Origin of the sequence: Streptomyces sp. NPDC051064 (assembly GCF_044455985.1) — a bacterium.
GTDB lineage: Bacteria > Actinomycetota > Actinomycetes > Streptomycetales > Streptomycetaceae > Streptomyces.
Genome location: NZ_JBITFK010000002.1, coordinates 44,419 through 57,535, shown reverse-complemented (window position 1 = coordinate 57,535; position 13,117 = coordinate 44,419). Strand labels below are relative to the sequence as shown.

The 13,117-nt window shown below is 71.6% G+C and carries 10 protein-coding genes; 4 read left to right on the top strand and 6 right to left on the bottom strand.

Going from position 1 to position 13,117, the window contains the following annotated elements:
- The first annotated feature begins 22 nt into the window (after positions 1 to 22).
- The gene (locus tag ACIBCU_RS06960) at positions 23 to 1,018 is read left to right on the top strand and encodes an aldo/keto reductase (RefSeq protein WP_362939131.1); all 996 of its coding nucleotides are present in this window, start codon (positions 23 to 25) and stop codon (positions 1,016 to 1,018) included.
- A gap of 142 nt (positions 1,019 to 1,160) precedes the next feature.
- On the opposite strand, the gene thpR is transcribed toward ACIBCU_RS06960, so the two are convergent.
- The 3 genes from thpR to ACIBCU_RS06945 form a co-directional block, all read right to left on the bottom strand.
- Complete coding sequence (gene thpR / locus ACIBCU_RS06955) at positions 1,161 to 1,733, bottom strand: RNA 2',3'-cyclic phosphodiesterase (protein ID WP_399229824.1); 573 nt, start codon at positions 1,731 to 1,733, stop codon at positions 1,161 to 1,163.
- 142 nt (positions 1,734 to 1,875) lie between these two features.
- Positions 1,876 to 3,210, bottom strand: coding sequence for an MFS transporter (locus tag ACIBCU_RS06950; protein WP_362939137.1), 1,335 nt, complete (start codon positions 3,208 to 3,210; stop codon positions 1,876 to 1,878).
- 92 nt (positions 3,211 to 3,302) lie between these two features.
- Positions 3,303 to 3,743 carry a MarR family transcriptional regulator gene (locus ACIBCU_RS06945; protein WP_362939140.1) on the bottom strand — a complete coding sequence of 147 codons (441 nt, stop codon included), beginning with the start codon at positions 3,741 to 3,743 and terminating at the stop codon, positions 3,303 to 3,305.
- A 134-nt stretch (positions 3,744 to 3,877) separates the two neighbouring features.
- On the opposite strand from ACIBCU_RS06945, the gene ACIBCU_RS06940 reads away from it, so the two are divergent.
- On the top strand, positions 3,878 to 4,093 hold the full coding sequence (locus ACIBCU_RS06940; RefSeq protein ID WP_187355795.1) for a hypothetical protein: 216 nt from the start codon (positions 3,878 to 3,880) through the stop codon (positions 4,091 to 4,093).
- A gap of 48 nt (positions 4,094 to 4,141) precedes the next feature.
- Here ACIBCU_RS06940 and ACIBCU_RS06935 read toward each other — a convergent pair whose 3' ends face one another.
- On the bottom strand, positions 4,142 to 5,593 hold the full coding sequence (locus ACIBCU_RS06935; protein WP_362939143.1) for an NCS2 family permease: 1,452 nt from the start codon (positions 5,591 to 5,593) through the stop codon (positions 4,142 to 4,144).
- Between the two features lie 184 nt (positions 5,594 to 5,777).
- On the opposite strand from ACIBCU_RS06935, the gene ACIBCU_RS06930 reads away from it, so the two are divergent.
- Entirely contained in the window at positions 5,778 to 6,062 is a 285-nt protein-coding gene (locus tag ACIBCU_RS06930; protein ID WP_362939146.1) for a DUF2530 domain-containing protein, read from the top strand.
- Positions 6,063 to 6,204: 142 nt separating this feature from the next.
- Positions 6,205 to 8,613, top strand: coding sequence for an HAD-IC family P-type ATPase (locus ACIBCU_RS06925; protein WP_399229820.1), 2,409 nt, complete (start codon positions 6,205 to 6,207; stop codon positions 8,611 to 8,613).
- Here ACIBCU_RS06925 and ACIBCU_RS06920 read toward each other — a convergent pair whose 3' ends face one another.
- Positions 8,614 to 9,480: a DUF5707 domain-containing protein gene (locus tag ACIBCU_RS06920; protein WP_399229818.1), complete on the bottom strand. Its 867-nt coding sequence runs from the start codon at positions 9,478 to 9,480 to the stop codon at positions 8,614 to 8,616.
- A 320-nt stretch (positions 9,481 to 9,800) separates the two neighbouring features.
- On the bottom strand, positions 9,801 to 12,980 hold the full coding sequence (locus ACIBCU_RS06915; RefSeq protein WP_399229816.1) for a sacsin N-terminal ATP-binding-like domain-containing protein: 3,180 nt from the start codon (positions 12,978 to 12,980) through the stop codon (positions 9,801 to 9,803).
- Positions 12,981 to 13,117 lie beyond the last annotated feature (137 nt).

The window sequence follows — 13,117 nt, the reverse complement described above, 5'->3', positions numbered from 1 at the left end:
CGAAGGAGTTGGCTTGGGCTCCATGAAGTACACGCAGCTCGGACGCACCGGACTCAAGGTCAGCCGCCTCGTGCTGGGGACGATGAACTTCGGCCCCCAGACCAACGAGAGCGACAGCCACGCGCTCATGGACGCCGCCCTGGACGCGGGCGTCAATTTCTTCGACACCGCGAATGTCTACGGCTGGGGCGAGAACAAGGGCCGCACCGAGGAGATCCTCGGCACCTGGTTCGCGCAGGGCGGCGACCGCCGTGACAAGGTCGTCCTCGCCACCAAGGTCTACGGCAACATGGGCGCGGACGGCGAGGCGTGGCCCAACCACGACAAGCTCTCCGCCCTCAACATCCGCCGCGCCGTCGACGCCAGCCTCAAGCGGCTGCAGACGGACCACATCGACCTGTACCAGTTCCACCACGTCGACCGGGACACCCCGATCGACGAGATCTGGCAGGCCATCGACGTACTGATCCAGCAGGGCAAGATCCTTTACGCGGGCTCGTCCAACTTCTCCGGCTACAAGATCGCCCAGGCCAACGAGAGGGCCCGGCAGCGGGGCAGCTACGGGCTGGTCAGCGAGCAGTGCATCTACAACCTGATGGAGCGCGGGGCCGAGATGGAGGTCATCCCGGCCGCCCAGGAGTACGGCCTGGGCGTCATCCCGTGGTCGCCGCTGCACGGCGGTCTGCTCGGCGGCGCGATCCGGAAGGAGCGCGACGGGGGCGGCGCCCGGTCCACCTCCGGCCGGTCCGGCGAGGCGCTCGCCGACCCGAAGGTGCGGGCGCAGGTCCAGGCGTACGAGGACCTGCTGGAGAAGCACGGCCTGGAGCCCGGCGAGGCCGGTCTGGCCTGGCTGCTCACGCGGCCCGGCGTCACGGGGCCGATCTCCGGTCCGCGCACACGCGAGCAGCTCGACTCGGCGCTGCGCGCGGTGGAGCTGGAGCTGTCGGACGAGGTGCTGTCGGCCCTCGACGAGATCTTCCCCGGCCCGGGGCCGTCGCCGGAGAACTTCGCCTGGTAGCCGGCGCGCGTGCGTCCGTCCTCGGCGGGCTCAGCCCCCGAGGGCGGACGCCGCCGCGACGACGATGAACATCAGTACGAGCACGGCGGCCATGATGCGGTTTCTGGTCTTCGGGTCCACCCGACGAGCGTAACCGCCCCGCTCACCGCCCCAGCGGCCAGGCCCGCACCACCTCGTACCGCGGCTGCTCCCCCGGCACCCCGTCCACGGGCAGATCGCTGCGTACGAGACTGAGCTCCCGGGCCTCCCAGCGCATGCCATCGAAGCCTTCCAGCGCCGCCGTGTACGGGGCCAGGTCGGTCTGGAGGCGGCTGCGGGCCAGGGTGAGGTGGGGGGTGTGGCGGCGGTGCTCCTCCATCGGGATCCCGGCCTTGCGCGCGGCGGCATGCGCCCGCTGCGCCAGCAGCCGCAGCGTCGGCAGGTCGCCCTCCGCCCCTGCCCAGAGCGCCCGCCCGTCGAACCTGCCGCCGCCGTGGATCCGGAGCAGGAAGGGCTCGGTCCGGTGCGCGGCACGCTCCAGCCGGCTGTACAGCTCCGGCAGCAGCTCCTCGTCGACGTTCCCGAGGAAGGCCAGCGTGTAGTGCCAGCCCGCACGGGCGGTCCAGCGGAGGTTCACGGCCCCGGGGAGGGTGTGCAGCGGGCCGACGGCCCCCGCCAGCTCGTCGGCGGCGGTTCCGGGCGGCAGGACGGCGGCGAAGAGTCTCTGGCTGCTCATGCGGCGAGTGTCCCAGCGTCCCGGCGTGTCCGGGGGCCTGTCGGCGTACGGCCTCGTCCGGAGACCACCGGCTCCCCCGCGCCTGAACGCATTACTGCCCTCCTCCCGGCGGGGAGGAGGGCAGTCGCGTGTTCACCGGCTCTCAGGCCGCCGTGGCCAGCTGCTCGCGCGGGACTATTCGCACGTGCGGGCGACCCGGCCGCAGGTCGACCTTCAGGCGCAGGCCGCCGACCCGGGTCAGCATGAATCCGACGCCGATCGCGGCCAGCATCGAGATCGCGCCTCCGGCCACCATGCCGATCCGGGCGCCGTAGGTGTCGCTGATCCAGCCGACGATCGGGGCGCCCACCGGCGTGCCTCCGGCGAAGACCATCATGTAGAGGCTCATCACCCGGCCCCGCATCTCGGGGTCCGCGGCCATCTGGACGCTCGTGTTGGCGCTGATGTTGGTCGTCAGGCCGATCATGCCGATCGGGAGCAGCAGCAGCGAGAACAGCCAGACGGACGGCGACAGGGCCGCGGCGACCTCCAGCAGACCGAACAGGGTGCCCGCGGCCACCAGCATCCGCAGCCGCGAGGAGCGGCGGCGGGCGGCGAGCAGGGCCCCGGCGAGGGAACCGGCCGCCATGAGGATGTTGAAGAACGAGTACATCCCGGCGCCGCCGTGGAAGATCTCGTCCGCGAAGGCCGTCAGGAAGATCGGGAAGTTGAACCCGAACGTGCCGACGAAGCCGACCAGGACGATCGGCCAGATCAGCTCGGGCCGGCCGGAGACATAGCGCAGGCCGTCACGGAGCTGGCCCTTGGCCCGCTTGACGGTCACGGACGCGTGGAGCTCGTTCGTCCGCATCATCATCAGGCCGACGAGCGGAGCGATGAAGGACAGCCCGTTGAACATGAACGCCCAGCCGCTGCCGACCGTCGTGATCAGGACACCCGCGACGGCGGGGCCGATGAGCCGGGCGGACTGGAAGTTCGCCGAGTTCAGGCTGACGGCATTGCGCAGCTGCGCGGGGCCGACCATCTCGGAGACGAACGACTGGCGCGCCGGGTTGTCGACGACGGTCACCATGCCGAGCAGGAAGGCGATCAGGTAGACGTGCCAGACCTCGACGACGCCGGAGAGGGTCAGGACGGCGAGCGCGACGCCGCAGAGGCCGAGTGCGGCCTGGCTGATGAGCAGCAGACGCCGCTTCGGGAGCCGGTCGGCGATGACCCCGCCGTACAGGCCGAAGAGCAGCATCGGAAGGAACTGGAGGGCCGTGGTGATACCGACGGCGGCGGCGGACCCGGTGAGGCTCAGGACGAGCCAGTCCTGCGTGATGCGGGACATCCAGGTACCGGTGTTGGAGATCACGGCGCCCGTGGCGAACAGGCGGTAGTTACGGATCTTCAGCGACGAGAAGGTCCCGCCGGTCTTGCTCTCGTGGGTGGAAGTCGGTGCGGGGGCGGAGTCTGCTCCGGATCCCGTACTCAAAAGAGTCGCCTCCTCGGACGTATACGGCGTTCGTGCTGACGGGGACGTGACTGCGGGCGCTGCGGACCGGGGTCCGGCGGCGCCCGAAGGGGTCACAGGTGGGCGAGCTTCTCCAGCACGGGCGCGGCGGCCCGCAGCTTCTCCCACTCATCCTCGTCCAGGCCCTCGGCGAGTCTGGTCAGCCAGGCGTTCCGCTTGTCGCGGCTCTCGGCGAGCATGGCTTCCGCCTGCTCGGTCCGGCTGACCATCTTCTGCCGACGGTCATCGGGGTGCGGTTCGAGTCTGACCAGGCCCTTCGCTTCCAGCAGCGCCACGATGCGGGTCATCGAAGGCGGCTGCACGTGCTCCTTGCGGGCCAGCTCACCGGGGGTGGCTGAACCGCAGCGGGCGAGCGTGCCGAGCACCGACATCTCGGTGGGGCTCAGCGACTCGTCGACGCGCTGGTGCTTCAGGCGCCGGCCCAGCAGCATCACGGCGGAGCGTAGGGAGCTCACGGCGGCGGCACTCTCACCGTCGTGGATCAGGTCAGGCATGTTCCTTAGCGTAACTCATTAGCCATGCTAAATACCAGTCGGTGGTACACGCGCGAGAAACTGATCACCCGAACGAGTGAGTACGAGGCGGAAAGAGTCGCGAAAAGGCCGCACGTGCCGCGACCCTGCTTGGCATGGGATCGACAGTGCTCAGCCTGCGCATAGACGGTGAGCTGCTCGACCGGCTCCGCCGGCACGCCGCGAGACGCGGAATGAGCGTCCAGGACTACGTGGTCCAGACGCTCGTACGCGACGATTTCGACGAACGTTTCCACGCCGCCGTCGACGAGACGGAGAAGTTCTACGGGGCGGAGACCCGTCACGCCGACCCGGCCGACCGGGTCACATGACGGGCTCCGCCCCGCAGGGGTGAAGACTTCGCGCGTCCAGGTGCGCGCCTACGTGAGGCCGAGCGCCGGCATCGCGTAGTAGAAGACGAAGACCGCGGACACCACGTACATCGCCACCGGGACCTCCCGGCCGCGCCCGGCCGCCAGGCGCATCACGCTGAAGGCGATGCAGCCGATGCCGATGCCGTTGGTGATCGAGTAGGTGAGCGGCATCATCAGCATGGCCATGAAGGCCGGGACGGCGAGCGTGTAGTCGCTCCAGTCGACGTCCCGCACGTTGCCCGCGAGGATCAGGAAACCGACCGCGATCAGTGCCGGGGTGGCCGCCTGCGAGGGCACCATCGTCGCCAGCGGCGTCAGGAGCAGCGCCACCGAGAAGAGCAGCCCGCTCACCACGCTCGCGAGCCCGGTGCGGGCGCCCTCACCGACGCCCGCCGTGGACTCGACGAAGCAAGTCGACGCGGAGGAGGAGCTCACGCCACCCGCGGCGACGGCGACACCGTCGACGAGGAGGACCTTGTTGATGCCCGGGAAGTGGCCGTCCTTGTCCATCAGCTTGGCCTCGTCGCCGACGCCGAGGATGGTGCCCATCGCGTCGAAGAAGCAGGACAGCAGCACGGTGAAGACGAAGAGGATGCCGGTCAGGAGGCCGACCTTCCCGAAGCCGCCGAACAGACTGACCTGACCGATCAGACCGAAGTCCGGGGAGGCCACCGGATTGCCGGGCCACTCCGGGACGGTCAGCCCCCAGGCGCCGGCCGGCAGTTCGGCGACCGCCTCGATGACCAGCGCGACGACCGTCATGGCGACGATGGAGAGCAGGATCGCGCCCGGCACCTTGCGGACGATCAGCGCGAGGGTCAGCAGCGTGCCCAGGATGAAGACCAGGACCGGCCAGCCGTTGAGGTGGCCGTCGTTGCCGAGCTGCAGCGGCACCGTGGTGTGCGCGGCGTCCGGGATGCGGGAGACGAAGCCCGAGTCGACCAGGCCGACCAGGAGCACGAAGAGACCGATGCCCATCGCGATGCCCTTGCGGAGCGAGCGCGGCACCGCGTTCATCACGCGCTCGCGCAGACCGGTCGCGACGAGCAGCATCACGACGATGCCCGCGAGGACGACCATGCCCATCGCGTCGGGCCAGCTCATCCGGGGGGCGAGCTGGAGGGCGACGACGGTGTTGACACCGAGGCCGGCGGCGAGCGCGATCGGCACATTGCCGATGACGCCCATCAGGAGCGTGGAGAACGCGGCCGCCAGCACGGTGGCCGTGACGAGCTGGCCACCGTCGAGCTGGTGCCCGTACATGTCCTTCGCGCTGCCGAGGATGATCGGGTTGAGCACGATGATGTACGCCATCGCGAAGAACGTGGCGAAGCCACCACGGACCTCGCGCGCGACCGTCGACCCCCGCTCGGAGATCTTGAAGTAACGATCAAGGACGCCGTGAGGCTGCTGCGGCATCGGAGGCTGATCGACCGGAGCGGTGGCCGAGGAGGACATGTATGACCTTCAGTCGTGCATCGAGGGGATGAAAGGAGTCAGATTTGGATGTTCACACGAATGAATCGAGTCATCCACAAGCAGATTCAGTATGAATACATAAGGGAAAGATCGCTATCTCCGCGCGTAGATCCTTGGGCCGACTGGGCCGACTGGCCCACGGCGCAGCCCGTAGACTGGCCGCATGGAGAAGTGGACACCGAAGCACGAGGCGCCCGAGCCCCTGGAGGGCCCCGTCGTCGCCACCGTCACGGGCGGCACGATCCTCTGGTTCGTCCTCTTCGTCGTGCAGGTTCCCTTCTACGCCTGGTTCGACGACCGGGGTCACGCCTGGTGGATCTGGGTCTGCCTGGCCGGTGCCGGACTGGGCCTGATCGGCATCTGGTACGTCCGGGGGCGGGACGCCGCACTCAAGCGGGCCGCCGCCGCGCAGGACGCCGCCGCCGCGCCCGACGGCGCGCACCACTGACACCGGGGGCCGCTCCCGTACGGCCCTGATCCCCTGGCCCCGATCCCTGACGTACGACCGTGGGACCATTCCGGTCCTCCCCCGGTCGGATCTTCCGGCGCCCGGCGGGTGAACCGCCCCTTCCGCCCGTACGGTCGGAATCATGACGCAGCGGGCACTCGATTCCTTCGGTGAGCGGCCGGACCCCGTACAGACCTCGCCGGCGCCCGCGCCACCGGGCGGGCTGACCACCGCCGAAGTCGCCGAACGGGTCGCCCGGGGCGAGGTCAACGACGTACCGGTCCGCTCGTCCCGCTCCGTCACCGAGATCGTCCGCGCGAACGTCCTCACCCGGTTCAACCTGATCATCGGCGTGCTCTGGGTGATCATGCTGTTCGTCGCGCCGATCCAGGACAGCCTCTTCGGCTTCGTGATCATCGCCAACACGGGGATCGGCATCGTCCAGGAGTGGCGCGCCAAGAAGACCCTGGACAGCCTCGCGGTGATCGGCGAGGCGAAACCGACCGTGCGGCGCGAAGGAAAGGCCGCAGAGGTCTCCGTCTCCGAGATCGTGCTCGGTGATCTGGTCGAGCTGGGCCCCGGGGACAAGGCCGTCGTGGACGGCACGGTCGCCGAGGCCGACAGCCTGGAGATCGACGAGTCGCTTCTGACGGGCGAGGCCGACCCCGTGGTCAAGCGGCCCGGCGACCCGGTGATGTCCGGCAGTTTCGTCGTCGCCGGAGGCGGGGCGTTCACCGCCACCAAGGTCGGCCGCGAGGCCTACGCCGCCCAGCTCGCCGAGGAGGCGTCCCGCTTCACCCTCGTGCAGTCCGAGCTCCGCAGCGGCATCAGCACGATCCTCAAGTACGTGACCTGGATGATGGTGCCGACGGCGATCGGGCTCATCGTCAGCCAGCTGGTCGTCAAGGACGACAACTTCAAGGACTCGGTCGCCCGCACGGTCGGCGGCATCGTCCCGATGATCCCCGAGGGCCTGGTGCTGCTCACCTCGGTCGCCTTCGCGATCGGGGTCATCCGGCTCGGCCGCAAGCAGTGCCTCGTGCAGGAGCTGCCCGCCATCGAGGGCCTGGCCCGGGTCGACGTCGTCTGCCTGGACAAGACCGGCACCCTCACCGAGGGCGGCATGGACGTCACCGAGGTCCGCCCGCTGAACGGCTCCGACGAGGAGTACGTACGCCGCGTCCTGGGCGCCCTCGGCGCCTCCGATCCCCGGCCCAACGCCAGCCTCCAGGCCATCATCGACGCCTACCCGGACGGTGAGGGCTGGGGCGTCACGCAGACCATGCCGTTCTCCTCGGCCCGCAAGTACAGCGGGGCCGCCTTCACCGAGGGCGACGGCGACGCCTCCGCCTGGCTGCTGGGCGCCCCCGATGTGCTGCTGGGCGCCGACGACCCCGCCCTCGCGGAGACCGGCCACCTCAACGAGCAGGGGCTGCGGGTCCTGCTCCTCGCCCGGGTGCGGGGCGAGCTGGACGCCCCCGACGCCGCGTCCGGGGCCGTGCCCACCGCGCTCGTCGTCCTGGAGCAGCGACTGCGGCCCGACGCCGGTGACACGCTGGCCTACTTCGACGAGCAGAACGTCGCGGCGAAGGTCATCTCCGGCGACAACGCCGTCTCGGTCGGCGCGGTGGCCCAGAAGCTGGGGATGCCGGGCGCCGAGCACCCCCTGGACGCCCGCCGGCTGCCCGAGGACAGCGACGACATGGCGACGGAGATCGAGCGGAACGCGGTCTTCGGCCGGGTCACCCCGCAGCAGAAGCGGGACATGGTCGGGGCGCTCCAGTCACGCGGGCACACGGTCGCGATGACCGGTGACGGCGTCAACGACGTGCTGGCGCTGAAGGACGCCGACATCGGGGTCTCGATGGGCTCGGGCTCGGAGGCGACGCGCGCGGTGGCCCAGATCGTGCTGATGGACAACAGCTTCGCGACGCTGCCGTCCGTCGTGGCCGAGGGCCGGCGGGTCATCGGCAACATCACCCGGGTCGCCACCCTGTTCCTGACGAAGACCGTCTACTCGGTGCTGCTGGCGATCCTGGTGGTCTGCTTCCAGGTGGAGTACCCGTTCCTGCCGCGCCACCTGACGCTGCTGTCCACACTGACGATCGGCGTCCCGGCGTTCTTCCTGGCCCTCGCCCCCAACAAGGAGCGGGCCCAGCCGCACTTCGTACGCCGCGTCATGCGGTACGCGATCCCCTCCGGGCTGATCGCGGCGGTGGCCACCTTCACCACCTATCTGGTCGCCCGCCACCACTACGCCGGTACGGGGGCGCTGGACGCGGAGACGAGCGCGGCGACCCTCACGCTGTTCCTGGTCTCCATGTGGGTCCTGGCGATCATCGCCCGCCCCTACACGTGGTGGCGGATCGCCCTGGTGGCGACGATGGGCCTGTGCTTCCTCATCGTGCTCGCGGTGCCCTGGCTCCAGGACTTCTTCGCGCTGAAGCTGGTGGGGACGACGATGCCGTGGGCGGCGGTGGGGATCGCGGTGGTCGCGGCGGCCGTCCTGGAACTGGCCTGGCGTATGGTCGGCCGCCGCTTCCGCTCGTGACTACTTCACGTCGACGAAGTCACCCGCGGTCGTGACGGCCGGGGTGGTCGAGGTGCCGGCGAAGCTGTAGCGCCAGTAGCCGTCCTCCACGGCCTTGACCGTGGTCTTCAGCGCACCGGTGCTGTTCGTGTTGATGGTCTTGACGGTGGTGTAGGTGCTGCTGGCCTTCTTGCGGAACTGCAGCTTGACGGGCTGCACGGTGTAGCCCATGTAGGTGCCGTTCTCCCAGTTGGCGCGCGACAGCTTGCCGGTGGCCGTGATGGTCGCGCCCTTCTTGACGGGCTCGGGCGCGGCGTTGACGGTCAGCTTGGAGAGGCGCTGGACACGGGCCGTGGACTGGTAGTCGTTCCACGCGATCGAGGTCTGGTCGCCCGCGAGCGCGCCCGCGGTGACCTTCCAGGTGCCGGCCAGCAGGTTCTTGTACAGGTCGTAGCCCGGGTACGCCGTGATCGTCAGCGAGCACGTGGCGGTCGTGGCGCTGGCGTTCTTGCAGGACGCGACCTCCTCGTTCGGCAGCAGCACCCCGTCGAGACCGGTGTCCACGTCCGTCCCGTGCCACAGGTCGATGTAGCCGTCGGCTATGCCGGACGGGTGCGAGGCGGTGACGGAGACGGTGAACGTCTTCGCCGCCGTGGTGCCGACGACGACGTCCTTGCCGCCGTTGATGACGACCTTCGAGATGACGGGGGTCGCCACCGCGGCGCGCGAGACCGCGCGGGGGGCCTTGGCCCCGGTGCCGAACACCTCGGCGGCGGTGGGCTTGTCCAGGCCCGGAACGGCCTGGTCGCCCGCCTCCGCCGCCGGTACGGCGAGAGCGGACAGAGCCAGGGCGCCGGAAACAGCGGCGACGGTGGCACGAATACGCATGTGGTCCCCTGTGGAGCAGGGGACCCGCGAGGTGGTGTCCACCCGGCGGGCCCCAACTGGTCGATGAGTCTGATGACTCGCATGGTCAGACAGCGCTCAGATGTGAATGGTTGTACCCGAGGAATGCATTTCTGGTGAAGATCACACCGGGCCGACAGGTCGGGCCGGTGTCAACACCCGTGCACCCGGACGCTTCCGGAGCAGGAAGGGGACACGGATGATCGACCCGCTCGCCTCGCCGGTCATCGCGAAGCGGTACGTCCAGGAGCTGTGGGACCCGCCCGGTCGCGGGTCCCCGACAGCCTCTCGGTTCCCGGTCGTCAGTCGAACCAGCGGTCCCGGGCCAGCTCCTCCGTGCGGGACGGGTCCTCCAGGAGCGCCGCCACCTCGAAGCGGCGCGGCCACTGGCCGGCCGCCCAGGCGAGGCCGGCCGCCACGCCCTCCACCGTCGACGCGTGGACCACACCGTCCGGGGTGCGGCGCCAGTCCAGCTCGACGCCGCCCGCGCGCAGTTCGCTGTGCTCGACGTACGTGTCGGGGGTCCCGGCGCCGAGCAGGATCCGTACGGACTCCGGCACCTGGTGCTCCTCGCCCTCCGTCGTCACCACGGCCTCGACGCTCTCGCCGAGCCGCCGCACCTGGAGCAGGTCCGCCAGCTCGGCCGCGCGGGCCGGGGCCACCGGGAGCAGCGGGAGCCCGCCCGTCAGCGGCAGCAGGTCGGGGGCGTCGGCGATCACGACGTCGGCCGCGTCGGCGACCCGCACCTCGTCGTCCACGACGGCCCGCAACTCGTCAGGCAGCGTGACCTGTTCGGGGTCCAGCTCGGCCAGCGCCGTGTAGAGCGAGTGCAGCTGCACGGGACCGACGGGGCGGTCCTCGTCGGCGAGCCGGCCCAGCAGCTCGGCCGCCCCGCCCGGCTCGTCCAGGAGCGCCGCCACCGAGGTCCGCACGCCGAGGGCGCGCAGCACCTGCGCGTCGTCGAAGCCCGTCGCGTCGGCGGAGTCGTACAGGCCCGCCAGTCGCGGGTCACCGCCCGCCGCGCGCAGGCCGGCCGGGCGGCGGCCGTCGAGCACGGGGTGGTCGCGCAGCCACCACGCGGTGTAGGGCCGCACCGACTGCGTCGTACCGTCCGGGAGCAGCACCCGTACCGGCTGGGTCAGCGCGTCGCGCAGCGGCGGGAGGGCGAGCATCGCCAGCGCCTGCGGCCAGGCGTCGTCGTCGACGAGGTCCAGGTCGCGTACGGCGACGAGCTCGGTGGCCACCGGCGGCACGGGGGTGTCCGGGAGCTGGTCCAGGACGTCCTCGCACCACACGTCGACGGCGTCGAGCAGGCCCGCGTCGTCGGGCTCGGCGAAGTCGCTGTCGCGGGGCTCCAGTTCGTCCGGGTCCAGGACGACGTCGGTGGCCCGCACGAGGGCGAAGGTGGCCAGCACCCCGCAGGCGGTCAGGGGCTGTTCGCCCCAGCGGCCGGCCAGCTCCGCGTCGCACAGGGCGAGTTCGCCCTCACGCATCACCTGGGCGAACGGGCTGCCCGGCAGCACGAGTTCGCCGGCGGGTGCGGCCTCGCCGTCCTCGTCGGGCAGGGCGAGCGCGCCCAGCCAGGGCTCGTCGCCTGGTGCGAGGTCCGCGTCGCGTACGAGCGTGAGGACGGTCTCGGCGAGCTCGTCCCCGTCCAGGGCGTCCTCGTCCCAGATCTCGCCCGCGTCCAGCGAACCGGCGACGGCGGCCCGGACCTGCGGGGTCCGCAGGACGGCGCGGGGCGTGGCCGGCAGGGCGCCGAGCTTCTCCAGCAGGGGGTGCGCGGCGTCCGGGTGGGCGACCTTCAGCCCCAGCCGGGCCAGCCGGGCGAGCACGGGCGAGGTGAGCGCGTCCGGCAGCGGCAGGAGGACCTGCCGGGGGCCGATCGTGGTGCGGGGCGGCGCGTCCACCGGGCCCGCGAGGGGCACGGGCAGTCCGGAGAGCCGGTCGGGGTCGACGCCGGCCAGGCTGTCGTACAGCCGCCGCCACCAGTCCGGGTCGCGCTCCAGACCGGCCAGCCGGTCGATGGCCTCGGTCAGCGGGACGCGGGCGACGCCGAGCGTACGCAGCTCGACGCGGCGTTCGAGACCGGCGGGCAGCAGACAGGGCAGGACCTCGGCGAGGACCCGTACGGTCCGGTCGCCCACGCCCTCGACCACCTCGGCCTCGACGGGCCGCAGCGCGGTCGTCCCCGGGCTCGGGGCCCCGGCGCCGTCCCAGTCGTCCCACTGGGCCGCGGCCTCGGCGGGGTCCCGGGGCGCGGCGGGCTCCAGGAACGCCACCCGGGGCAGCCGCTCCAGGATCGCGGCCCGCAGGGCGCCGTCGAGCTGCCCCTTGCCGAGCGCGCCCGGCACCAGCGCGATCGTGGCGACGGACACGGGCTCCCACGCGGCGAGCAGCTCGGCGTAGGCGTCGGCCGCGCGCTCCACCAGGAAGTCGGTCAGCGGGCCCGGCGCGGGGTGCCGGCGGGTGGTGTCCAGCGGCAGCGAGGCGATCAGCAGCGCGGGGACGCCGAGGGGCTCGTCGGTCGGGGTGGGCGCGTGCACGACGGGCGCCGTACGGGGCTGCTGGGGCGCCCCGTCCTCGTCCACGGGCACGGCCCACGTCACGGACCAGTGCGGACGCAGCCGCTCCTCCACGGGCCGGTCGGCCAGCAGTGCGGGCTCCAGGGGGCCCTGACCGGCGACGGTGCGCCAGCGGTGGAGGCCGTGCGCGGAGTCGTCGACGTGCGTGTACGGGCCGTGTTGCGAGCGCCGCAACGTCCGTACACCGTCGGGGGTTTCGATGACGACCTCGTCGAGGCCGGACAGCGTCAGGAGGAGCGCGTCGTCGACGCCTTCGAGCAGCCTGCTCACGAGGTCCTCGGCGACACCGTCGCGGAGCGGCAGGACGACCACCGTGTCGTAACCGTCGGGCGCGGTGCCCTCGGCGGGCAGCGGGAGCCGGAGCAGCGGTACGTGTCCGTCGCGGCGGCGCAGCTCGTCGCCGAGGCCAGGGCTGCCGACGGCCGCCTGCCGCGCGAGGTCGCGGGCCTCCGCGAGGGACCAGCGGACGCCTCCGTGGCGTCCGATCACGGCGGGCTCGTCGCTGACGGCCAGCACGGCGGCGAAGCCGACACCGAAGCGGCCCACGGACGACTCGTGCCCCTCGCGCTTGGCGGAGGCACGCAGGGTGCTCAGCGATTCGACCCCGGTCGCGTCGAGGGGGGCCCCGTTGTTGGCGGCGGCCAGGACGGCGGGGCTGCCGCCGTCCGCCTCGTGCAGGGTGAGGCGGAGCCGGCCGGGGACACCGGCGCGGGCGGCGGCGTCGGCTGCGTTCTGGGCGAGCTCGACGACCAGGCGGTCGCGGTAGCCGCCCAGCGCGAGGTCCTCCTCGGCGTTGGCGTCCTCCCGGAAGCGGGCCGGGCCCGCGCCCCAGGCGTCGAGCACGCCGCGCCGCAGTCGCGCCGTCCCGAACGGATCGGCCCCCTCGGTCGCATTCATGCTCACGCTCGTACTCCGCTCTTCCGGTGACCCGTGACGCCCAGTGTGCGCCCGAAGGTACCGCGACGGGGCAGCCCTCAACGCCGGCCGGCCCCGGGACCGGTAACACGCACCAGACCGCACCCGGCAAAACCAGG

What these genes read in the sequence shown, in the direction of transcription:
- ACIBCU_RS06960 (WP_362939131.1), top strand. Translation starts at nt 23, where the DNA reads ATGAAGTACACGCAGCTCGGACGCACCGGACTCAAGGTCAGCCGCCTC.
- thpR (WP_399229824.1), bottom strand. Translation starts at nt 1,733, where the DNA reads ATGAGCAGCCAGAGACTCTTCGCCGCCGTCCTGCCGCCCGGAACCGCC.
- ACIBCU_RS06945 (WP_362939140.1), bottom strand. Translation starts at nt 3,743, where the DNA reads ATGCCTGACCTGATCCACGACGGTGAGAGTGCCGCCGCCGTGAGCTCC.
- ACIBCU_RS06920 (WP_399229818.1), bottom strand. Translation starts at nt 9,480, where the DNA reads ATGCGTATTCGTGCCACCGTCGCCGCTGTTTCCGGCGCCCTGGCTCTG.
- ACIBCU_RS06925 (WP_399229820.1), top strand. Translation starts at nt 6,205, where the DNA reads ATGACGCAGCGGGCACTCGATTCCTTCGGTGAGCGGCCGGACCCCGTA.
- ACIBCU_RS06930 (WP_362939146.1), top strand. Translation starts at nt 5,778, where the DNA reads ATGGAGAAGTGGACACCGAAGCACGAGGCGCCCGAGCCCCTGGAGGGC.
- ACIBCU_RS06935 (WP_362939143.1), bottom strand. Translation starts at nt 5,593, where the DNA reads ATGTCCTCCTCGGCCACCGCTCCGGTCGATCAGCCTCCGATGCCGCAG.
- ACIBCU_RS06915 (WP_399229816.1), bottom strand. Translation starts at nt 12,980, where the DNA reads ATGAATGCGACCGAGGGGGCCGATCCGTTCGGGACGGCGCGACTGCGG.
- ACIBCU_RS06940 (WP_187355795.1), top strand. Translation starts at nt 3,878, where the DNA reads ATGGGATCGACAGTGCTCAGCCTGCGCATAGACGGTGAGCTGCTCGAC.